The 22209-nt window shown below is 33.8% G+C and carries 27 protein-coding genes and 1 pseudogene; 9 read left to right on the plus strand and 19 right to left on the minus strand.

Features of this window, described 5'->3' with window-relative positions; translation table 11 throughout:
• Positions 1-49: 49 nt before the first annotated feature.
• On the plus strand, positions 50-439 hold the full coding sequence (locus tag F8162_RS22600; protein WP_151630397.1) for a YxeA family protein: 390 nt from the start codon (positions 50-52) through the stop codon (positions 437-439).
• 18 nt (positions 440-457) lie between these two features.
• On the opposite strand, the gene spoIISB (F8162_RS22605) is transcribed toward F8162_RS22600, so the two are convergent.
• On the minus strand, positions 458-634 hold the full coding sequence (spoIISB, locus tag F8162_RS22605; RefSeq protein WP_000852620.1) for a stage II sporulation protein SB: 177 nt from the start codon (positions 632-634) through the stop codon (positions 458-460).
• A 413-nt stretch (positions 635-1047) separates the two neighbouring features.
• Here spoIISB (F8162_RS22605) and F8162_RS22610 point away from each other — a divergent pair, with 413 nt between their 5' ends.
• On the plus strand, positions 1048-1323 hold the full coding sequence (locus F8162_RS22610; RefSeq protein WP_151630396.1) for a hypothetical protein: 276 nt from the start codon (positions 1048-1050) through the stop codon (positions 1321-1323).
• A gap of 43 nt (positions 1324-1366) precedes the next feature.
• On the opposite strand, the gene spoIISB (F8162_RS28885) is transcribed toward F8162_RS22610, so the two are convergent.
• From spoIISB (F8162_RS28885) to F8162_RS22630, 5 genes are all read right to left on the minus strand, one after another.
• Entirely contained in the window at positions 1367-1543 is a 177-nt protein-coding gene (spoIISB, locus tag F8162_RS28885; protein WP_192797658.1) for a stage II sporulation protein SB, read from the minus strand.
• 75 nt (positions 1544-1618) lie between these two features.
• Entirely contained in the window at positions 1619-1744 is a 126-nt protein-coding gene (locus F8162_RS22615; protein ID WP_000588712.1) for a hypothetical protein, read from the minus strand.
• Positions 1745-1851: 107 nt separating this feature from the next.
• Positions 1852-2592, minus strand: coding sequence for a type II toxin-antitoxin system SpoIISA family toxin (locus F8162_RS22620; protein WP_151630395.1), 741 nt, complete (start codon positions 2590-2592; stop codon positions 1852-1854).
• A 185-nt stretch (positions 2593-2777) separates the two neighbouring features.
• On the minus strand, positions 2778-3515 hold the full coding sequence (gpmA, locus tag F8162_RS22625; RefSeq protein ID WP_151630394.1) for a 2,3-diphosphoglycerate-dependent phosphoglycerate mutase: 738 nt from the start codon (positions 3513-3515) through the stop codon (positions 2778-2780).
• A 166-nt stretch (positions 3516-3681) separates the two neighbouring features.
• On the minus strand, positions 3682-4164 hold the full coding sequence (locus F8162_RS22630) for a MarR family winged helix-turn-helix transcriptional regulator (RefSeq protein ID WP_151630393.1): 483 nt from the start codon (positions 4162-4164) through the stop codon (positions 3682-3684).
• A 107-nt stretch (positions 4165-4271) separates the two neighbouring features.
• Here F8162_RS22630 and F8162_RS22635 point away from each other — a divergent pair, with 107 nt between their 5' ends.
• Positions 4272-5957 (plus strand): alpha-keto acid decarboxylase family protein, encoded by a 1686-nt coding sequence (locus F8162_RS22635; protein WP_151630392.1) that lies wholly within the window; start codon positions 4272-4274, stop codon positions 5955-5957.
• 47 nt (positions 5958-6004) lie between these two features.
• Here the strand turns inward: F8162_RS22635 and F8162_RS22640 are convergent, their stop codons facing one another.
• Positions 6005-6412 (minus strand): VOC family protein, encoded by a 408-nt coding sequence (locus F8162_RS22640; RefSeq protein ID WP_151630391.1) that lies wholly within the window; start codon positions 6410-6412, stop codon positions 6005-6007.
• Positions 6413-6528: 116 nt separating this feature from the next.
• Positions 6529-7239: a class I SAM-dependent methyltransferase gene (locus F8162_RS22645; protein WP_151630390.1), complete on the minus strand. Its 711-nt coding sequence runs from the start codon at positions 7237-7239 to the stop codon at positions 6529-6531.
• A gap of 152 nt (positions 7240-7391) precedes the next feature.
• Between F8162_RS22645 and F8162_RS29365 the strand changes: the two genes are divergently transcribed.
• Together F8162_RS29365 and exsF are read left to right on the plus strand one after the other, a co-directional pair.
• Positions 7392-7607, plus strand: coding sequence for a hypothetical protein (locus F8162_RS29365; RefSeq protein WP_151630389.1), 216 nt, complete (start codon positions 7392-7394; stop codon positions 7605-7607).
• Positions 7608-8606: 999 nt separating this feature from the next.
• On the plus strand, positions 8607-9089 hold the full coding sequence (gene exsF, locus F8162_RS22660) for an exosporium protein ExsF (protein ID WP_151630387.1): 483 nt from the start codon (positions 8607-8609) through the stop codon (positions 9087-9089).
• A 1301-nt stretch (positions 9090-10390) separates the two neighbouring features.
• On the opposite strand, the gene F8162_RS28890 is transcribed toward exsF, so the two are convergent.
• The 3 genes from F8162_RS28890 to F8162_RS22670 form a co-directional block, all read right to left on the minus strand.
• A complete protein-coding gene (locus tag F8162_RS28890) occupies positions 10391-10603 on the minus strand; it encodes a hypothetical protein (RefSeq protein WP_192797671.1) in 213 nt (70 codons plus the stop codon).
• A 320-nt stretch (positions 10604-10923) separates the two neighbouring features.
• Positions 10924-12264 (minus strand): DEAD/DEAH box helicase, encoded by a 1341-nt coding sequence (locus F8162_RS22665; protein ID WP_151630386.1) that lies wholly within the window; start codon positions 12262-12264, stop codon positions 10924-10926.
• 73 nt (positions 12265-12337) lie between these two features.
• Positions 12338-12607 (minus strand): hypothetical protein, encoded by a 270-nt coding sequence (locus F8162_RS22670; RefSeq protein WP_151630385.1) that lies wholly within the window; start codon positions 12605-12607, stop codon positions 12338-12340.
• A gap of 62 nt (positions 12608-12669) precedes the next feature.
• Here F8162_RS22670 and F8162_RS29370 point away from each other — a divergent pair.
• The 4 genes and pseudogenes from F8162_RS29370 to F8162_RS22690 all read left to right on the plus strand — a co-directional run.
• Positions 12670-12888 (plus strand): annotated as a pseudogene (locus F8162_RS29370) (hypothetical protein); the annotation flags it as partial.
• A 419-nt stretch (positions 12889-13307) separates the two neighbouring features.
• Positions 13308-13463 (plus strand): hypothetical protein, encoded by a 156-nt coding sequence (locus tag F8162_RS22680; RefSeq protein ID WP_225990174.1) that lies wholly within the window; start codon positions 13308-13310, stop codon positions 13461-13463.
• 127 nt (positions 13464-13590) lie between these two features.
• Positions 13591-14013, plus strand: coding sequence for a DUF1801 domain-containing protein (locus F8162_RS22685; protein WP_151630384.1), 423 nt, complete (start codon positions 13591-13593; stop codon positions 14011-14013).
• A gap of 165 nt (positions 14014-14178) precedes the next feature.
• A complete protein-coding gene (locus F8162_RS22690) occupies positions 14179-14508 on the plus strand; it encodes a YkvA family protein (RefSeq protein ID WP_098190468.1) in 330 nt (109 codons plus the stop codon).
• 60 nt (positions 14509-14568) lie between these two features.
• On the opposite strand, the gene tdcB is transcribed toward F8162_RS22690, so the two are convergent.
• From tdcB to F8162_RS22730, 8 genes are all read right to left on the minus strand, one after another.
• The gene (gene tdcB, locus F8162_RS22695; protein ID WP_151630383.1) at positions 14569-15570 is read right to left on the minus strand and encodes a bifunctional threonine ammonia-lyase/L-serine ammonia-lyase TdcB; all 1002 of its coding nucleotides are present in this window, start codon (positions 15568-15570) and stop codon (positions 14569-14571) included.
• Positions 15571-15668: 98 nt separating this feature from the next.
• Positions 15669-17240 (minus strand): aminotransferase class V-fold PLP-dependent enzyme, encoded by a 1572-nt coding sequence (locus F8162_RS22700; protein ID WP_151630382.1) that lies wholly within the window; start codon positions 17238-17240, stop codon positions 15669-15671.
• Between the two features lie 69 nt (positions 17241-17309).
• The gene (gene plsY, locus F8162_RS22705) at positions 17310-17858 is read right to left on the minus strand and encodes a glycerol-3-phosphate 1-O-acyltransferase PlsY (RefSeq protein WP_151630381.1); all 549 of its coding nucleotides are present in this window, start codon (positions 17856-17858) and stop codon (positions 17310-17312) included.
• A 131-nt stretch (positions 17859-17989) separates the two neighbouring features.
• Positions 17990-18889 (minus strand): BadF/BadG/BcrA/BcrD ATPase family protein, encoded by a 900-nt coding sequence (locus F8162_RS22710; protein WP_151630380.1) that lies wholly within the window; start codon positions 18887-18889, stop codon positions 17990-17992.
• Positions 18890-18907: 18 nt separating this feature from the next.
• Positions 18908-20059 (minus strand): anhydro-N-acetylmuramic acid kinase AnmK, encoded by a 1152-nt coding sequence (gene anmK, locus F8162_RS22715; protein ID WP_151630379.1) that lies wholly within the window; start codon positions 20057-20059, stop codon positions 18908-18910.
• Positions 20060-20081: 22 nt separating this feature from the next.
• Entirely contained in the window at positions 20082-20348 is a 267-nt protein-coding gene (locus tag F8162_RS22720) for a hypothetical protein (RefSeq protein ID WP_151630378.1), read from the minus strand.
• 78 nt (positions 20349-20426) lie between these two features.
• A complete protein-coding gene (locus F8162_RS22725; RefSeq protein ID WP_151630377.1) occupies positions 20427-21710 on the minus strand; it encodes a PTS sugar transporter subunit IIC in 1284 nt (427 codons plus the stop codon).
• Positions 21711-21721: 11 nt separating this feature from the next.
• Positions 21722-22027 carry a PTS sugar transporter subunit IIB gene (locus F8162_RS22730; protein WP_151630376.1) on the minus strand — a complete coding sequence of 102 codons (306 nt, stop codon included), beginning with the start codon at positions 22025-22027 and terminating at the stop codon, positions 21722-21724.
• Between the last annotated feature and the right edge of the window lie 182 nt (positions 22028-22209).

Here is a 22209-nt window from a genome sequence, read left to right on the forward strand (position 1 = left end):
ATAATAGCCGTATACTGTGTAAAGAAACAAATTGAAGGAGATAAAGAAAATGAAAAAGTTTTTAGCAATTATTACACTATATTTATTATTTTCTAGTTTTACTATTGGATGTGAGCGAGCATCACTAAATCGAATTGGTAAAGATGTATATTACGTGCAGATACAAGGCGAAGGGACTATCGAAAAAGTAGAAGGTAAAACCTTACGAAACTACACGCTGCCCGCATATGACGAAGACGGAGTAAAAAAACAAATTACATTTAGAAGTAAGAAAACATCAAATGATCATAAATTAAATGAAAAGGCATTTTTACGCCTTTATATAGATCAAGATGATAATAACAAAAATGAAATATCATCAATTGAAGTGAAGTCCTATGAAGAGGTTCAGGAAGCTGATTTACCTGTAAAAGTAAAAGAAAAGTTAAATGCTAAATAAAAAACAAAAGAAAATGCTCTATGCATTTTCTTTTGTTTTTTTCACTCGTATATATTTTGAACTGCTATTATTCATCAGTTTCTCTAAACGATTTATATTTTCCGTTAACGCACCTTTCACAAGAGAGAAATCTGTATTTGGTTCTTCTTTTTTTTCTTTAAAAAATGAAGACTTTTGTACATTTACTTCAGCCATCTCTTCTCCCCCTTTTCAAAAAGATACAACCTTCTATTTATATTATATCGCAAATGCAGACAGCGTGTACACGTATCATTTTCTTTTTAATTCTTCTACTTGCTGTAATGTATCTCCTTTTATTAACGAGAAATCTGTTGTATCTTTAACTCCTACCTGGAATTCTCTCTTTTTTATTTTTATTAATTATCATAAAATTTCCAATATTAATCCACTATTTAATAATAATATTTGATATTATAAAAAAGTAGATTTTGATTCTTTGTTATTGAATCACCAAACACCCCATGGCTATTAACTCGAAATATAATAAATGATTCCTTTGATATAACCTATTTAACCAAAAATCTTTTCGAAAATGAAAAAGCAAAACTAATAAAACATTAATCCTTTAAGACGGGAGTATATTTATATTGAATAAACAACAGCATTCTAGCAAAAAAAAGGAAGGCTTTTTCGAAAATAGGATATTACCTATCATCACTGTTCTTTCAGGTGTCATTCTACTAGTGTACAAAGGGTTAGAATTTATTTCAAAGTATGTATTACTTTTAATCTTATTTACCCTAATTATTGCTTCGTTATACTTATTGTTTATGAAACAAATAGTTGGTGCTGCTATTGGATTCATTTTTGCAGCCCTTGGGTATTATATGTATAAAATCATTTTTAAACAAAAAAAGAAATAACGCATAAACAAATCATAAAGAGGTAATTTAAAAGAGAATGTTTTTACGCATTCTCTTTTAAATTACCCTCTTTTATACACTTATATGGAATTGCCTCTATAAATTTTTCTAATCGATCTACATTTTGAGTCAATGCACCTTTCACAAGGGAGAAATCTGTATTTGGTTCTTCTTTTTTTTCTTTAAAAAATGAAGACTTTTGTACATTCACTTCAGCCATCTCTTCTCCCCCTCTTCAAAAAGATACAATCTTCTATTTATATTAGATCGCAAATGCAGACAGCGTGTGCACGTATCATTTTCTTTTTAATTCTTCTTCTAACTCTTCTACTTGCTGTAATGTATCTCCTTTTATTAAAGAGAAATCTGTTGTATCTTCATTATCTTCTTTAAAAAAATCATTGTCATAATCTTTTATCATTATAATCACCTCTACGTGCTAGTGTAGGGATGATTGTCCGATTTTATTCAACTTTTTCCGATTTATTCCGAATTTATGTATAAAAGAGTAGGACAGAAAGTTCTGTCCTACTTACTAAAATAACTATGATGTATTGTTAAATTATATACATTTTCAAAATCCCGATCTTGTAGGTTATTTTTCTTCCCATCAATAACAATGAAAACATCACTCACTATTTTTGCTGGTATAATTCCGACATTTTCTACTTGCACCGCTTTCTGCTCATTCAATTGCTCAATGTGTTCAAATGGAACGATAATACTAAATTGCGAGCGGATACCGCGAAAGTTTGTATTTAATTCCTTTGCCGCTTCAAGTACAACAATTTTTGCTCCAATCTTTTCCCCATATGAATCTAAAAATGTGTTTAAACTTTTTGTATAGTCTTCTTCCGTATGCCATTCCATCGTACCGAATACTGCTGGATTCACATTTTGAATAATTGTTGTGTATATTTCTCCTCTTGCTTTAGAAGCAATTAATGACCGTTTTATCGATTGAACAGTTTTGCCGATATCACTAAATTTTGCTCCCCATATTTCTGAAATATTTGGTGTTAAAATAAATGCAATATCAACGAAAATAACCATTGCAGTGAACATTAAAAGATTTTTCCAGAGGGTTAAATCGATTCCTTTTATCATGAAATACACGGTGACTGATACTATAAACAACCCATACCAAGTCTTTCTAATTCGTTGCTTCTTCTCCTCATACAATTCTTCATTTCTCCAGTAAAAGAAAACAAGAACTAGAAAAACGATTGCTAAAATAAATAAGCCGATTCGAATGTTAGAGATCACCAATGACATCACCCTCCATTCAAAAACTACTCACGATATCATTACATGCACAAGCAGCTCTCTTTATGACAAAAGACGTGGACAAGCTTCTAAATTTAGCAATATCGCATATACATTAGAAGGTACCACGTCTTTTATCTTGAATCTACATTGTATATGTAGACAAGCATACGTTTCAAATTTTCATGTTAAAAAGAAATATGTTTCGGAATTTCCCCTTCTGGTACTTCTCCGTCCATACTTAAGTAATAATGACGAATTGGACGTAAATTATCGTCTAATTCATACACAAGTGGTATACTCGTTGGAATATTTAATGAAACAACACCATCACTTGAAAGGTTATCTAAGTATTTCACTAGCGAACGTATTGTATTACCGTGCGATGAAATTATCACCTTTTCACCACTTTTTAATGACGGCGCAATTTCTGAATGCCAATATTCAAGTACTCTTTTCTCCGTATCCACTAAACATTCAGTCAATGGAAACTCACCTTTTTTAAGTGCTTTATATCTTGGATTATTCATTTCATATCTAGGATCATCCGCGGTAAGAGCAGGTGGTCTTACATCAATACTTCTTCTCCAAATATGAACTTGCTCCTCACCATATTTTTTAGCAGTTTCATCTTTATTCAACCCTTGTAATGCACCGTAATGTCTTTCATTTAGCTTCCAACATTTATGTACTGGGACCCAAGCAAGATCCATCTCATGGAGTACAATCCATAACGTCCGGATTGCTCGTTTTAATACCGATGTATAAGCTACATCAAAAGTATATCCGTTTTTCTTTAATATTGCTCCTGCTTCTCTCGCTTCACTTAATCCATTCTCTGATAAATCTACATCTGTCCATCCTGTAAAGCGATTTTCAAGATTCCATAAACTTTGTCCGTGACGAATAAGTACAAGTTTTATCATAATAATTCCCCTCTCGGAAATGTGAATTGTATTGTTCCATTGCGTACACGTATAAAGTATCTAGTAATGTATCTTTTTATCCATTCACTCTATGACCAATCCATAGTTGCCAAATGTACGGATAAAATTTGTTCTTTTTCAAACTATAAAACAGATGTATTTCTTATCATTTTTGATCGATTATAACTTCCCGTTTCGAGATCCAAGCATCAAAACCTGATCGGCTATTTGCCATTTCATTCATAACTTGATGCCAATTTTCTTCACACGATTCACCAAATTTTGAAAAAATAGCACCCATTTGTTGTCTTTGTACATCGCTTAATTTTTTCTCTAAATCGGTACCTTCCTCTGTTAATGATAACTGTTTCACACGACGGTCATGTGTAGCTTCATTACTCTCAATTAAACCCTTTTCCACAAGTTGTCGTAATGGTCCGTGAAGAGCCTGTTTACTAATTTCTAGCAGTGATAATAACTCATTTACGCTTATCCCTGGAAAACGTGCGATAAAAAATAAAATTCGATGATGCACTCGTTGTATGCCATACTCTTTTATAATTTCATCTGGCTTTTCAGTAAATGTTTTATATGCAAAGTAAAATAATGCTAATGCTTCATTCATCTGTTCTTCTTTATGTTGTGTCATCTACTTTCCCCCTGTATGTAAATTATACCACAATCCAGTAATCAATATTTTATAGAACGCATTGGAACTTCTTTAGTCTATTGAAATGTTCATTGCATAATTAGGAGATGATTCACTTGAAAACGCAATATACTGTAAGTACATATTTATTAGACCGACTAAGCGAATTAGGAATCGAGCATATTTTTGGTGTCCCTGGAGATTATAATTTGGCTTTTTTAGATGACGTACTAGCACATGAAAAGCTAAAGTGGATTGGTAATTGTAATGAACTAAATGCAGCATATGCTGCTGATGGATATGCTCGTATAAAAGGAATCGCCGCTCTTATTACCACTTTCGGTGTTGGAGAATTAAGCGCCATTAACGGCGTTGCTGGCTCATACGCAGAAAACGTACCTGTTATAAAAATCACGGGGACACCACCAACAACAGTAATGGAAAATGGAGCACTCGTTCATCATACGTTAGGTGATGGAAAGTTCGATCATTTCTCCAATATGTATAGAGAAATCACAGTAGCACAATCAAAATTAACAGCTGAGCATGGGGCTGAAGAAATTGACCGTGTGTTACGTGCATGTTGGAGTGAGAAACGCCCTGTTCATATTCAATTACCGATTGATGTGTATAATAAACCACTTAATAAGCCTACGGAACCAATTTTACATAAACCGATTTTAAGTAATATAGAAACGCTGGATAAAATGCTTCTACATGCAACTTCCAAAATTAATAGTGCCAAAAAACCTGTAATTTTAGCGGATTTTGAAGTAGATCGATTTCATGCTAAAGAATATTTGTATCAATTCGTAGAAAAAACTGGGTTTCCTATCGCAACGTTAAGTATGGGGAAAGGAATATTCCCTGAAAAACACCCTCAATTTATAGGAATTTATACCGGTGATGTTAGTCCTTCCTACTTACGAAAAAGAATTGATGAATCTGACTGTATTATTAGTATTGGCGTGAAATTAACTGATACTATTACTGGTGGCTTTACACAAGGTTTTACGAAAGAGCAAGTAATTGAAATCCATCCCTATGCTGTGAAAATTATAGATAAAAAATATGGACCCGTTATAATGAAAGATGTTTTACAACAGTTAAGTGATTTAATTGAACATCGTAATGAGGAAACGCTTGAAATTAAGCCATTTATTTCAGAATCACTAACTATTACTAAAAAGTTCAATCCAAAAGCACAAATGGTTACACAAAAACGTTTTTGGCAACAAATATACCATTTCTTACAAGAAAACGATGTTTTAATCGCAGAGCAAGGAACACCTTTCTTCGGTAGTGCCACTATCCCTTTACCAAATAACACTACACACGTAACTCAACCATTATGGGGATCAATCGGTTATACATTACCCGCACTACTCGGTACACAGCTCGCTAATTTATCGCGGCGCAACATTTTAATAATTGGTGATGGTGCTTTCCAATTAACTGTTCAAGAATTATCGACTATACTACGTCAAAATTTAAAGCCAATTATATTTTTAATTAACAACAACGGATATACTGTTGAACGTGCAATTCACGGCCAAAACGAATCGTATAATGACATACAAATGTGGGATTACACAAAACTCGCAAACGTATTCGGATCAGAAGAAAAAAGTCTAACATGTAAAGTGGAAAATGAAATAGAGTTTGCAAAAGTCTTAACGAATATAACTTTAAATAAGAATCAATTTATCTTTATTGAAGTTGTAATGAGTCAAGGGGATCAGCCTGAATTGTTAGCTAAACTCGGTGAAAGATTCGGCAAGCAAAATTCTTAATAAGAAAAGCGTAGCTATAAATAGGCTACGCTTTTCTTATTAAATTTTTATTCCGCAAGCGTTAACTGCCAAGACACGCCATATTTATCATTTAACCAGCCAAATTTTTTACTAAATGGATAAGAACCTAACGGCATTAGTACAGATCCACCCTGCGCTAGTTTATGAAAGACACTTTCAATTTCATCTTCCGTCTCACAAGTTACATAAAGAGACATAGATGGTGTAAATGTAAAATCATGTTTCACATAACTATCGATACACATGAACTCTTGGCCATTTAACGTAAAAGTTGCATGAATGACAGAACCCTCTTTACCAGGTCCATTTTCATCATAGCGAGAGATATTTACAATTTCTGATTGATCGAATAGCGAAGTGTAAAAATTCATCGCTTCTTCAGCTTTACCTTCAAACATTAGAAACGTCGTAATTTTTTGATTTGTAGTACCCATATAGAGACAGCTCCTTGATATGTATTTATGTAAAACATACATCGGCCAACAGAACCGAACGTACATTCCCATAAGTGTATTGTCTATAAAAACGATACGTTTGTCAATTATCTTTCTTATTTCTTCTTAAATAATGCTGTCCAAAGAAATGATTCCCCAAACATAGTATTTGGTAGTCTAATTTGCCTCATCTTTCGAATTTCAATTACTTCAAATTCTTTAAATATATCTCTCAGTTTTTCTTCAGAATATGCAAGACCACCTTGTAGACTCCACCCTCTATATACGTCCCAATCTGTTATTTCTGATCCATTTCGCTCATCTAAATCGCCTGCTGCAAAACATGTTAACCCAAAATAACCACCCGGTTTCAATGAGTTTTTAATTAAATCCACATAATGTATTCTCCTATGCGGTGGAATATGATGTAAACAGCCCGAATCGTACACAAAATCAAAATCATTTTGACACTCTAAATTAAAAATTGAATCACAAATAAAATCGATTTCTATTCCTTTTGCTAACGCCCTCTCTTTCCCCCAATTAATGCCCTCTATAGATAAATCCACTGCTGTTACTTCAAATCCTTCATTCGCCAAATAAATTGCATTTCTTCCTGGCCCGCATCCAAGTTCCAGCACTTTCCCTTTGGAAATCCATCCTGTTTCTATATAAGAAACTAGATTCTCATCTGGAACATTTTCAAAGAACGGAACATCTTTTTCTCTATTTGCATAAAATTCATTCCAAAATGGTTCTGCCGGTCTTAATAATGAATCGAGCATATTAGTAATATCTTCTTGAGTATGTAACGTTTCATTTTTCACTTGTATCCCTCCAAATTTAATAGTCAGAAAATCATTATATATCTTTTAGAACTTTCAGACAAAGAAAAAAACTCCTACTTTTCTTTGTCTGAAACATGCGAGATATCATCAAGTAAAACTACAGACCATCTTAAGAATAGGAGTTGATACATATGTGGGAAAGATTTAAAAACTATAAATATTCATCAAAAGAATTAAAGTTCATGCTTAGGTTATTTGGTATTACTTATTTTGTACACTCGGTCGCTTTCTTTGGCGGACTATTTTCTTCTGAAGTTCTTTGGTTTAAAGGTCTTTGCCCTATTGCAACACTATTAGTTTTTAGGGATGTTAAGCGAAAAATCAATAAGTATAAGGTAGTATTGTGAAAAAGAGCCACTACAGGTTTTTTCTGTTCAAAATAAAAAAGCAGCTGTTAGGCTCCTTAAAAGTTGTCTTTGTTTCTGTTTTTTTCGCTTTTAAAGTAGCGTAGATGGGAAAAAGAACGATGCCCCCCCCGCTCGAGCCTGTTCTTCTTGATTTTCATCTGGACGCACAATGCTTTGTAGTCTTTCAGTTCCTTCACCACAAGTCTTCGCATTTGCTTTACATCAATGTCTTCAAAACATGACAATTGATTCATACGATACGGTTCCCCTCCGTTCGATCTACTTACTTGAATGGTTCTCCCTACTCTTGGCCAAACTACATTTATGCATCTAGATAGTCACCTTTAGAACGAGCAGTTAACATTTGTTAACTGTTCTTTTTTGATTCATCGTCACATTATGATGAAATGGTCATATATTATCTCGAAGCAAAAAAACCTAATTTTCTTTTTAACATCTCACTTTTCCCTTAAAGAGCACTTTTCAAAGGTGCTCTTTTTAGGTTCCCTTTAATGAAACTTAATATTCCATCAATAATATTAATTAGGGGCTAACCATAACTCATTTAGTACAGTCTCCAGCCTTCTAAGTTACCAATTCTTATGGTATTGTTCTTGTTGGACAATAAAGCCACATTAAACAAAACCCCTATAGTTTGTTATTCATGACGTACTAGTTACCATAGTTTGGTGCTCTTTTTAAATAAACAAATTAGATACCAAATAGCGTTTTTGTTATAAGCCTTTCACGTTTAAATTGGACAAGCATATGTTATTGTATGGAGGCAATCCACTTATAGAAATCTACCTTTCTTGTTAAAGAGCATGCTTATATGCGTGCTCTTTTTATTATGTTTCCTTTTGTAAAACAGGCAGTTAGTTTTATCCATAACAGTACAACTCTGCACTATTCACTATAAATTTTCATATATTGTATTACGCTTGTCCAATTTTTGAGGTTATTACTCACGCGATCTAAATGAAAGAAAGGAGTGAAAATATGCGTTCATCTTGTCGTAAGCACACAAACTTTAATTGTGGAGCACAAGCCCCTAGTACACTACCAGCTCTCGGTTTTGCTTTCAATGCTACTTCACCTCAATTTGCAACACTATTTACGCCATTACTATTACCTAGTACAGGCCCAAACCCTAATATTACTGTCCCTGTAATAAATGATACAATTAGTACAGGAACTGGTATTTATCAAATCAGTTATACATTAACAATCAGCCTCGATAATGTTCCAGTAGCCCCGGAAGCAGCGCGCTTTTTCTTGACACTAAACTCATCAACTAATATTATTGCAGGATCTGGAACAGCAGTCCGCTCTAATATTATCGGAACCGGTGAAGTCGATGTATCCAGTGGTGTCATTCTAATTAACTTAAACCCTGGTGATTTAATTCAAATTGTACCGGTTGAATTAATTGGTACAGTAGATATTCGTTCTGCAGCATTAACAGTTGCACAGATTCGTTAATAAAAACAATATGCTTGGCTAATTAACATTTAATGTTCCTTTTATACAACAAAATATATGTTATAGATTTGACACACATTTATATCAAACAAGCATATTTTATTGTATGGTGACTATCTAGTCATACAAATCTAAAGCGTTCATAAGAGCACACTTATATGTGTGCTTCATTTTTTATGAAAATCAAGCTTTAATATAACTATTTTGTTTTACTTTATACTCATCGCTCTTTTGAACCTTTACCTTTTTATTGTTATATTTGCTCATTGTTTTTCTCTTTTGTTTTACTAATTCGCTGATTAATTTCATAGATACCTTTTATTAAACATGCCATGTTTTTTCATCCCTTGAATATTTTTCAAATAAAAATACATACTATTTTCAAGCCGCCGTATCCACGGCTAATACTTCTTTCTTTTGTTACAGCAGAAGCAGGTAAGTTCTTAACTTATCTGCTTTTCTTGTATATTTTTTAAAATATCGAAAATAATACCAACAAGCTGTTTGAACTAGCAGCTTCACTCTTCTCGTAATGGGAATGCAATTTATCACAATTAGCTAACTCATTCGACTCACTGGCAGACAACAAAAATCGTTGTCTGCTTTTTGTATGAGATTTTTTCGTTCTACATATACTACTTTTGAACCTGTAGACCAATACGAGCCATTTTGGTGCTTGGGATTTCCCTTCCTGGGGATAAGTATTTTTTACTTATCCCTTTTTTGTATATACACGAACATTTAAGGTAAAACTAATTACAAGCAGATTTTCTGTTTATGCGTAGTTCTAAACAAGAATACTTTTTCTCCTATTAAAGGACGGCAGGTACGACTGCTAGTCCTTTTTTCTTGTACCGCATATTCCTCCTTCTGGTAGCTTCGAACGATATTGTCCCCATAATCGTAGTAAGCAATTCCCCAAAAATGATGACAGTTGCGCTTTTCAATTTCTCCATCAAACAAAACGAACAAATGAGTTTTCCAGTTCCCGACGATCGTAAGCTACATTTACTCGCATACCGGTGTAAGCGAAATGGAGGTTACGATAATTTTATATTTTCTTGAAAGCCGGCTCTGCACTGTACATGCGCTTGATGTCAAAAACATCTTCAATCTCGCACTTTACAAACTTCATAAATTCCGACATCGACATTGTTATAAATTTTGTTCTGAACTGCTGCCAATACAGATAACTTGCTTTACTTTCCATTTCAGCAACAATAATTTTCTCGTTCGGCCAATGTTCGAAAATGGTTGTTAATTTAAATTTTTAAATAAGAAAGCTCAATCTTCACACGCCCTTATTTTTTCCATCTACCAATATGAGTTAAATCATTCATAAACTTCTCTTGTTCCATTTCGATAATTGCGGAATGTGTAATGAAAATACGCTCCCGCTTCAATACCTTTCTTTCAACCAAAGTGTTCTGCCGAAATAGTAAACATAATAAGTTTCGTTCTCTTTTTGCTGCAGCACCACATTCCCGTTTGAATATGTTATGAATTTCTTTCACCAAATCGTCCAATTCTTTGTTAGCAAAAAATGGTTTCGTATCGTTATACCAATTGATTTTTCATAATCCGTATCATCAGGGTCGCTAGTACAAATTGCTTTCTCTCGACTTTTTCCAGTTAAATATTGTTCATACATAAGTTGCACTTGTTCTAGAATTGCGACAGGATAGTAATACCTTTGCTCTACTGGTTTTGGACTATAAAATTTATTTTAAATACGGTGAATGAAATTTTCGTTTTTTTCTCGGCATCACTCTTATTGTATACAAGCAAAAAAAAGAGCCGCAATATTCTGCGATTCTTTTACAATTACCACTATTTAACGGCCACGTCTTTGCTGACCTTGTTTTGCACTACTTTTCTTATTACTTGGCTTATTAAATGATCGATTGTTATCATTTCTTGAACTATTTCTTGGGCCACCTTTTGAACCACTTCTTGAACCTTCACGGCTATCTCTTTGACGATATTGATCTGATTTCTTTGGAGCCGGCTTTGGTACCGGTTTTCCATTTTCATCTACACGTTTTATCTTCGGTTGTTCGATTATTTCTCTTTGCAATGGTGCACCAAGCGTTTTTTCAATTTCTTCTAAATGTTTTTCATCTTTCGCTGCAACGAACGTAATTGCAAGACCTGATCCACCTGCACGCCCTGTTCGGCCAATGCGGTGAATATAACTTTCTACATCTTCAGGGATATCAAAGTTAAATACGTGCGTTACACCATCTACATCAAGTCCACGAGCTGCTACATCCGTTGCGATTAAGTACTGAATTTTAGCTTCACGGAAACTCTTCATAACTCTTTCACGTTTCGCTTGAGGTATATCACCATGAAGTTCAGCACAATTATAACCTAGTCCTTTTAAATTATCATACAACTTACTTGCTCTAACCTTTGTACGACAGAAAATAACTGCTAAAAATGGCTGATCACGATCCATAACAAAACGAAGTGCATCTGGCTTCGCACGATCTGTCGTCTCAATGACACGCTGCTCAATTGTATTTACCGTTACTTCTTCACTTTGTACTTGAATCATTTGCGGCTCATCCATATAACGTTTCGCCAATTTTTTAATATCTTTTGGCATCGTTGCTGAGAATAGCATCGTTTGTTTACTATCAGGTGTCTCATCTAAAATATCTTCAATATCGTATAAGAAACCGAAATAAAGCATTTGATCCGCTTCATCGAGTACAATCGTTGAAAGATTACTCAAATCAATTGTCTCACGTCGTATATGATCTAATAATCGTCCTGGTGTCGCAACAACTATATGTGTATTTCCTTTTAATTTTCTCAATTGTTGTGCTACATCTTGCCCGCCATAAATCGCTAGTACATTAATATCTTCTCTTTGAACAAGCATTTTTTTAATTTCAGTTGTAATTTGCAGTGCTAGTTCCCTTGTTGGTGCAACAATTAAAGCCTGAACATCACTAGACTCTGGATCGATTTTTTCTAAAATCGGTAACACGAATGCTAACGTTTTACCCGTTCCTGTTTTTGCCTGCCCAATAATATCTTTACCTGACATAATAACAGGAATTGCCTGCTCTTGAATTGGTGTTGCTTCTGTAATTCCATTTTCACGTAATGTATGATTAAAAGTTTCACTAATTCCTAATTCTAAAAAGTTTTTCAAATAGACCACTTCTTTTCCTTATTTTTCACATTAGCTTTCATTGTACCATTTGTTTCACCAAATATGAAAAATAAAAAAATTCTTATCTTCTTTTTTTATATTCATCGTGTACTAGATGCACAAACTCTTTTTGTTTTTTCTCGGAATTTATTAATGCTTCTATGTTAGTCGTAGACAAAATGAACTTTTTAATTTTTCTATTACTCCAAATTAATTTTGTATACTTTGTATCTTCGTGTAGCTTTCGAAACCACTCGAATTCGCTTAACTTTGCAATATGATGTTTTAATTTCATGTCATTTCGAGGATAAAATGTAATTACAGCCATTATTACATCAAGCAATAAACTCATCTTCTCCCCTCCTATACATATATATTTCAAATTTACGGAAGCATAGTTAAAGGGTGATGAAATTGACCACTACATTCATAAAAATATTTTGCATATTTTCCTTACTATATTTTCAATCGACCTCAATTATTATGGCAAAATCTCAAACAAATGTGATAAGTGAATTTAAACAAGATTTACTCAAAAATGATAAAAAATTTATGCAGTCATATGTAACTGAAGGGATTGAACTACCTACTTCCCCCAAAAATAGACCTATTTACGAAATTAAAATAATGCCACCGTTAAACTTGCAACTAGAACAATTAATAATTCAATCAATTTACCTTAAAAAGGAGCTCTCTATATCAAGAGAGCTCCTTTTCTTATTTTTTCTTTTTTTCTGTTGGTTGGCTTTGTTTAGCGAAATTAGATGAATCATCGAAATTCGGTTGCTTTTTACCAGCATTATTACTTCTTCCTTTTCCCATATGTAATGCACCTCCCCTCACGCTTACTATTCCCCAAAACAAAATCCTCTTGCATACAAGGGATTTTCTAGTGGGCCCTTATTCATAATGGCCCACTGTGGCCGTAGTACCTCCAGCACTTCTAGCCCAGTCCATACCACATTGGATGCTCTTGACCATGAATTAGTCATGTATACTATGCATCACCCCTTATTTTTAATTGCTTTTTAAGGTTTAGGTCTTGATAACGAATGGCCAGAATATGGGAACTAGACGAAGAGATTAGAGAAATGCTGCATAATTCGAATAAAATACCGAAACTAATTGTAACTAAAGATATGAAGGAACAACTGCAAATAGGGTTTGTGCAATCATTACAAAACAAAGAGGAAATATTGATGTCATAGGATAGTTTACGACATGTACATTAACATATTACAAAAAAATATGTATTGTACGGATACATTTGGTTAGAATACTGATTTTAAGTTTTATGTTAAGATAAATTTATTCAAAGAATAGGTGGGTGTATATATGAATGAGCCGAAGATGAAAGAAACTGAAAATAGTGTAATTGAATTTATTGAAAGTGTGGAAAATGAGAAGAAGAAGGCAGATGCCTATCAGTTATTAGAAATTTTTGAAGAAGTAACGGGTTACGATGCCAAAATGTGGGGTCCTAGTATTATAGGCTTTGGTAGCTATCACTATAAGTATGCATCAGGGCGTGAAGGGGATGCGCCTTTAGTCGGTTTTTCACCAAGAAAAGCGAAAATAAGTCTTTATTTGACCTATGAAAGTGAAGAAAGAGAAAAATTATTAGAAAACTTTGGTAAACACACAAAAAGTAAGGCTTGTATTTATATTAATAAACTATCTAATATCGACATCGATGTTTTAAAGAATTTAATCAAACATACAGTGGAAACATATCAGAATCTTTATCCTAATGAATAGGGTGGTTGTGTGAATTTAAGTAACTTTGATCAGTCTATTATTTTGTACAGGTAATTCCCTATTTTTATGGAAATATACAATAAGAAAAACAATAAAATTGATTAGTTTCTCGCTTCTTTGTCTATCCTTTTAAAAAATCTATGTTTTTGTAAAAGGAGTGTTTATATGGAGAAACAGACACTTTGGAAAAAATTCAAAAAAAGCTCAGCAAACCTCGGGAAATCTAGCGTTTATGAAAGTATTATTTTATACTACACAATGAGAAAAAAAGGGTTACCTACTAAAGCTAAATTTATCATATTAGCTGCTTTATCTTATTACGTATTAACAATCGACTTCATTCCAGATATAGCTGCTATTATTGGGATTGGCTTATTAGATGATGTTTTAGCAATCGCTATAGCGCATAAATTTGTAATGAGGCACGCAGACGCTGAAATTCGAGAAAAGAGTAAAATAAAAATGGAGACATTATTTACTTCAACACAGACATAATTAAAAAGAGCTAAGATCAATCCTCTTAGCTCCTCATTCTTAACACTATTTTTTAAAATACTATTTCACTTCATTGGCTACAAAAAATTGCTCACAAACACTCGAAATGCGCTGCAAGTCTACGTTCCCACCAGATATAACCGCGACTACTTTTTTCTCTTTAATATATGGATCCACTTTCCCTGCAAGTAGAGCAGCAGTAGCTAATGCACCAGCCCCTTCTACAACAGCTTTACCACGTTGTAATAAGTCTTTCATCGCTACTTCTAATTCACCTTCTGATACTGTTACAATATCATCTACTAATTCTTTTACTACTTCAAAAGTTAAATCGCCTGGTATTTTAACTGCGCAACCATCTGCTATAGTAGGTGCCTCATAATGTTCTATAATTGTGCCTTTGTCATAAGATGCCTTCATCCCATGGACATTGGCTGCTTGGACACCAATTATATTAATGGATGGATTAAAAGATTTTAATGCAACAGCAATTCCAGAAATAATTCCACCTCCGCCAATTGGTACAATGACAGTATCAACATCCCACATATCATCAAGAATATCTAATCCTATTGTACCTTGACCAGCCATTACTTCTACATCGTCATATGGATGTAAGTATGTTTCACCTGTTTCCTTAATAATCTCCTCACATTTTGCCTTCGCATCATCAAAGGTTTCACCATGTAAAACCACTTCAGATCCATATCCTTTAGTTGCTTCAACTTTCGCCTGAGGTGCAGAAATCGGCATCACAATTTTGCTCTTAATACCAAGTAAATGAGCAGATAAAGCAATTCCCTGCGCGTGATTACCAGCAGAACAAGCAATTACTCCTCTCTCTTTTTCATGATGTGATAGTTGTGACATTTTATTAAATGCACCACGGAATTTAAAAGAACCCGTTAATTGCATATTTTCTAATTTCAAATGAATTTCTCCGCCTGTTTTACTAGTCAAATAAAATGATTTTACTAATGGCGTTTTACGAGCATTTCTGTCTAGAATGTTTTGAGCTTTTTTAATATCGTCTATATGTAACGGTAGTTTTTTAGTTATCATACTAACACCTCTTCCAATGATCTATTCCTAAGTTTTCGTATGTAGCAACTCCTTTATACGAAACCACGTATATTAAGTGAAAATCTTTATATATGTACCTAACTCTGTAATACACACATTTGCAAACAATTCAACATTCTCTTCATATCACGTTCTTTGTAATGATTTAGGCATGCAATTTGGATCCAGTTATTCTTTTGTAAATACGCTGATTCATAATGGAGGATATATCCTTGTAACGCTAACGCATCACCTAACGCTTTAGAAGAAAGACCTTTATTTAATTGAATGGTAAATATAATTGGCGCAGCATGTTCTTTAGATGAAATAAGTTTTAAAGCCATAGTAGTAATAGCTTGTTCCATATATGCATACGTCTCTTTTATTTGTTTAAATGCCATTTCATCATCAAATCTTTTTAAGGCTTCTTGCAATGCATACATTAAATTCCATGAATGAGAATATGGAATACTGTCATTTTCTTCGTACATGCCAATGTCCATATAGGCCGGTAATGCCTCATTTACTTTCACATTGTGATTATAAAAAACGAAAGATAATCCAGTAAACGATTTAATTGCCTTTCCACTAACACCGCTTGCAAAATATAAATCTTTCAAATCTATTGGTATTGCTCCAATTGAGCTAATGCAATCCACACATAGTTTCACTTTATACTTTTCACATAAAACATTTAGCTCGTCTAAATCATTTAACATTCCAGTTGATGTTTCATGGTGAACAAACCAAAGCCATTCATAATTGCCAGTTTCCATTATTTGTTCTAATTCGGTATAAATAAATGGTTCTCCCATTACTTTTTTATACGTATCAAAATGTAATTGCGCGCGCGCTGCTTGTCCAACTAATCTATTACCGAATTCCCCATTTGTTAATACTAGTCCTTTTCCTTTTAAAGAACGTAACTGTAAAGCAATGGCATCATTCGCTAACGTCCCTGTTCCTAACATGATTTGCACACGTTTTGCTTTCGTCATTTGCAGTAAACGTTTTTTCACATTTTCCATCGTCACTTGAAATGACTTAGAACGATGCGAAATAGGCTTAGTAGAAAATGCCTTTCGAACATTGTCTTCAATATCTACTGGACCAGGTAAAAACGTATATTCTTTCGTCATCATCCCTCCAACACTCGACGTTTCAAACATAGCAGGAGTAACATACATTGGCTGGAAGGCTGCTTCTTCTGTACCAACTAACGTATGGAAAGTTTTGAATCCCATTTGCTCATATAAAGGTAGTTCACGTGTTGTAGCAGAAATGAGTGCCAATTCATATCCATTTAGAAGCAAATAACGATGTAAAAAGCGAATTAAACCTAACAACGCTCTTCCATTTCGATATTCACGTTCTACTGAAAGTAAACGAATTTCATATACATTTTCTCCATATTCTTGCAAATAAAAATCTAAATTTGAAATTTTATAATCTAACGAGAATGGTCGTTTTCCTCGCAACGCGACCATTCCTACTAACTTATCATCATCTAAACAAATTAAATATGTATTTTCTTCATGAAAGCGATCTATACGAACACGCTCTTTCGTTTCTTCATGTTGCGGAATTTCTTCTACAAAAGTTTTATAATTCAATTGATGTATACTTTCAAATTCCCAATCTTGATCAGCAACTTTATAAATTAACCCCATGTTGTATCTCCTTCATATATTTAATAAAAATTATAAGTGGAGTTTAACTCCACTTATAAAAAGTTCATTTCATTCTCGGTTTACATATAAAATAAGTACAATAATAAGTGCACTTAAAATAGTCGTAACAATAGAGTAAGAATACAAAATCATGCAAACTGGTAAACAAGCGATTGTAATTAATCCTGGCTTAGTAAACCCTTTAAAGATTAAATAAAATATAATGAAAACAGCAATGAGAGTAAGCGCTATCAAATAATCAAATGCGATTAATCCTCCAATAAAAGTTGATATGCCTTTTCCACCCTTGCCTTTAAATAAAATTGGGTAAATATGTCCAAGTAAAACAGCCAGCAAAGCTAACATTATGAATATAGAATCTTCAAAAAGGTATTTTGCAACAGAAACTACGATTGCCCCTTTAATTGCATCACCTAAAAATGTAGCGACGAAATACCCTTTTCCATATACACGCCCCATATTTCTTGCGCCAGGATTCCCGCTTCCTTCATCTCGAATATCAACGTTATGTCTCCACTTTGTTACTATATAAGCAGTCAATATGTTTCCAAATAAATAAGAAGCCACCAAATACAAAAACTGCATACTATTAATCATATAATCATTCACTTTCTACATAGGAATACATATACAATATTCAAGAACTATGTATATTGTACTTTTTATCCACATCCCTTTATACATTTTAACATCATATATTTACAAATCATACAAATATTCTCATACAGTTATATTTTAAAATATTTATTCTTCATTAAATAATATGTTCCTTTCACTGCTAGTTCTGATTGTGGTACAAATGTAGCGTCACCTATACTTTTCTCACAGCATTTCTTAAATTCAGCATAAATTTCAGGTACTAAACACAATATGCTGCCACTTACTGCAATTGAAGTGGATATATTAAACTGCATCTTATTGTAAATATTCACCGTAATTCTCGTTAATTCCTTAGCAGCTTGTAGAATTATTTCACGTGCGTCATCAATCCCATTTCTCGCTTCCTCAATAATGAGTGGTGCGATTGCTGCAACTTTATCTTTTGAAGAACTATAAACTAGTCTTTTTATATGAGATGACGTCAAAAGTTGAAACTCATCTTGAATCCTTAAGCTTAATGGGCAAAGTGCAACTCCTTGATCAAATTGATTTGCCATTCTCTTTAAACCTTGTAACGCAATCCAATATCCACTTCCTTCATCTCCTAAAATATGTCCCCATCCACCGCTATACTCGTACACTTCTCCTTTCTTTCCAAGACAAATCGCGCCTGTACCGCCAATCGTTAAAATACCATCTTTCCCTTTTAAAGCAGCTGCATGTGCAATCATTGCGTCATTAAAAACTTCAATTGGTGTTCCGTACTTCTTTTTTAGACGTAATGTTAATTCATCTGTATTTGCTCCACTTACACCCGCTAATCCTAAACAAATACAAGCGCAATCCCCATTTAATAAACCTTTTTGACATTGATCAATCACTTCCATAATATGTACAAGAGCTTCTTCAAAATCTATTAATATATTTCCAAAACCACTTGTAGCCCTTACAAGTTCATTTCCGTCTTGATCAAATGCAATTGCTTCTGTCTTCGTTCCCCCGCCGTCTACTCCAATCATATACTCCATATATTCACCTCATTTTCATCATCTTATTGGAGGGAATGTTATATTCCCTAAAACTACAGATTGCTTTGCACCTGTTGCACTTGGGACATTACTCGGATTACGATGATACGTTTCGTTTGCTAAAATTGCAAAGGCAATCGCTTCTTTCGCCTCTGAAGAAAAGCCTATATCTTCTTGAATGAATATTGTACATCTTTCATCCTTCAATCCACATCGTATCATATCAACAAGTGTACGATTATAACTACCGCCACCACCTAAAATCACTTCATCGATTTCATAATACGGCAGAATAAACTCCTTATAGTGATGAACAATTGAACTTGCTGTAAACATTGTAACAGTTGTCAATATATTTTCTTTACTATGCTTTTCAAATCGCTTCAATAATTCACTGACAAATTCTTCTCCAAACTGTTCTCTACCAGTTGATTTCGGTGGATTCATTTTCAAAAATGGATGAGCCATACAATATGTCAAAATTTCTTCTACTACTGCTCCCTGATTTGCCATCTTACCATTTTGATCATATGGCAACTGAAATAACCTTTGACATACTTCATCAATTATCATATTCCCTGGACCAGTATCAAAAGCTATAACACTCTTATCACTAAGGTGACTTGGTATTACGGTAACATTACCAATCCCACCAATATTTTGTAGTAGTCTATTTTTAATTGGATGACGATACAAAATGACCTCTGAATATGGCACAAGTGGCGCACCTTGTCCCCCTGCTGCCATGTCCATCGTTCGAAAATTAGAAATAACCGTCGTATTCGTTTCATACGCTATAACTGCGGGTTCTCCAATTTGCAATGTAGAAGGAATCATAGTACCATCTTGCTTTGGCTGATGATAAATTGTTTGTCCGTGAGAACCAATTACATCTAATTGTTTCAAAGGAAAATTGACATCTTTACAAACTTCCTTTACAGCGTTGGCAAAACATAAACCGAGCTTAAAATTTAAACTGCATATGAGCTGGACATTCGAATTTTGTATTGATAATGATTGTTGTATTTCATTTTTCATTTCATTACAAAATGGAACTGTAGTAAAATGTATAAGTTTGACCTTAGACTCTACACCACTCCCTTCTATATGAACGAGTGCTACATCTATTCCGTCTAACGATGTACCGGACATTACCCCTGCAATATACATAACATGCATAACCTCCTATTTACTAAAAAACAATCATGTAAGTTACAAACGTACAACCGATCGAAAATAATATAAACCTAAAAAACAACTGAGTCTTTGATGCAAACGATCCATCAATAAAAGAAACAACTACTGTAAGCAAAATACTGGCCGCAATGCTTGTAACAAGCCATATACTATGCATTTGTGATAGATGTAGCATTCTTAATAAAGGTACAAAAAGGAAATTCGCACATATCACTCCAAATAATAATAAAAATACACCTTTATAACTAAATTTTATATTCATTCCATTTCACCCTCTCTGGACTTCATGTGAAAGAAGTGATAGGCAAAATACCTATCACTCATACATATAGTATAAAACTTATGAATTAACAGATTCTCCGTCTCCATTCTTTTCAATTTCAAGCATATTTTTGTCGTACATTTTAAAGAATGGTAGATAAATAAGGAATGATATTGCTATATTTATTAGAACTAATACTACCGCACGCCAATCTCCTCCTGTAGCTAAATATGCACCAATTGGAGCTGGTAATGTCCACGGCGGCATAATATGAGTTGGCGTTACAAATCCCATTGCAGTTGCAGAATAAGCTATAGTAGCTGTTACTAGCGGTGTAATAACGAATGGAATAATTAAGATTGGATTCAGGACAATTGGTAAACCGAATATAACTGGTTCATTAATATTAAAAATGCCGGGTACTATACAAGTTCTCGATAATGCTTTCGAATATTTTGATCGTCCAAATACAATCATAGCTAACACAAGTCCTAACGTAGCACCCGAACCACCAATCCAAATAAACCATTGATAAAACGGCTCTGGTGCAATGAATGGAAAGTGACTTGCACCACTTGCTACAGCTTCACCGTTCTTCCCTAAATACACATCCCAAAGAGGCCTTGCTACAGTACCTACAACGGATACACCATGTATCCCGAAAGACCAGAAAAATGTAATTAAAAATACAGGGATGATAACACCAAAGTAACTATCACCAGCTTTAACTAACGGTGCTGCTAATTTATCCACAACGTAATGTACATCCACTTTAAAAACGACAGTAATAAGACTCATAATAATAATAACGAAAGCAGCAGGTATAAGTGCTTCAAACGAACGCGCTACTGATGGTGGTACTTGTTCTGGCATTTTGATCGTTACGTTTTTCTGCTTACAAAACCTTAAAATCTCCACTGATAAAATAGATACAATCATCGTCACGAATAATCCATGGCCTCCGAGATTTGTCATCGGAAGCATAAATCCTTTTTTATCAATTAATTCAGGCGTTAATGTTAATAGTAATGAACATACTGCAAGCTGTGCCCCTGATAAAGCATCTAGCTTATAACTTTTCGCTAAATTATATCCTATTCCAAATGCTATATATAAAGACATAATAAACATCGTTAAACGATATGGTATTAATATACTCGTTTGATTTTTTAATGCCCAAACAGATATGAAACTATCTTTCGGTAATGGTGGAAATGCTACGATTAAAAAGAAACTTCCTACAATAATAAATGGTAATGCAGAAATAACTCCATCACGGATTGCTTGTAAATGCCTCTGTTCAGAAAGCCTTGCCATCGGTCCAGATAAATTTTTATCAAGAAACGTGACAAACTTATTCATAACGCTTCCCCCTAACTAATTAAATCATTTACAGTTTTTAATAAAGTCGGTCCACCAAGCGGCGTGTATGCTTGCGGCGGTATGATACCGCACGGGATAGATTCCTCTTCTGCAAATTTTTTAACAGAATCAAATCTATGTCTGACTTGAGGTGCAACCATTACAACGTCCCAGCCATTTTTTACTTCTTCCTCTACCTCACTTGTTCCAATCGCATGGACTTCCATGTTTACACCTTTTTTCTCCGCTTCCTTTTTTAAAGCGTTTACAACAATTGCACTGGACATTCCTCCAGAACAAACGAACAATACTTTCATTTATTAATCCTCCTATACTTATAATTTATTCCCCTTCAAATGAAAGGAAGTTTCACTTTACTAACAAGCATATGAAGTAATGAAACGATTTAGTTATAATGAAAGTAAATTTCACTAAAAATATTTTTCCTATTAAATTAATGTTTCAATATTTATTTTTCTCAATTGTAAGAACAACCTTA

The sequence above is a fragment of the Bacillus sp. CH140a_4T genome (genome assembly GCF_008923725.1).
In the GTDB taxonomy this organism is placed as follows: Bacteria; Bacillota; Bacilli; order Bacillales; family Bacillaceae_G; genus Bacillus_A.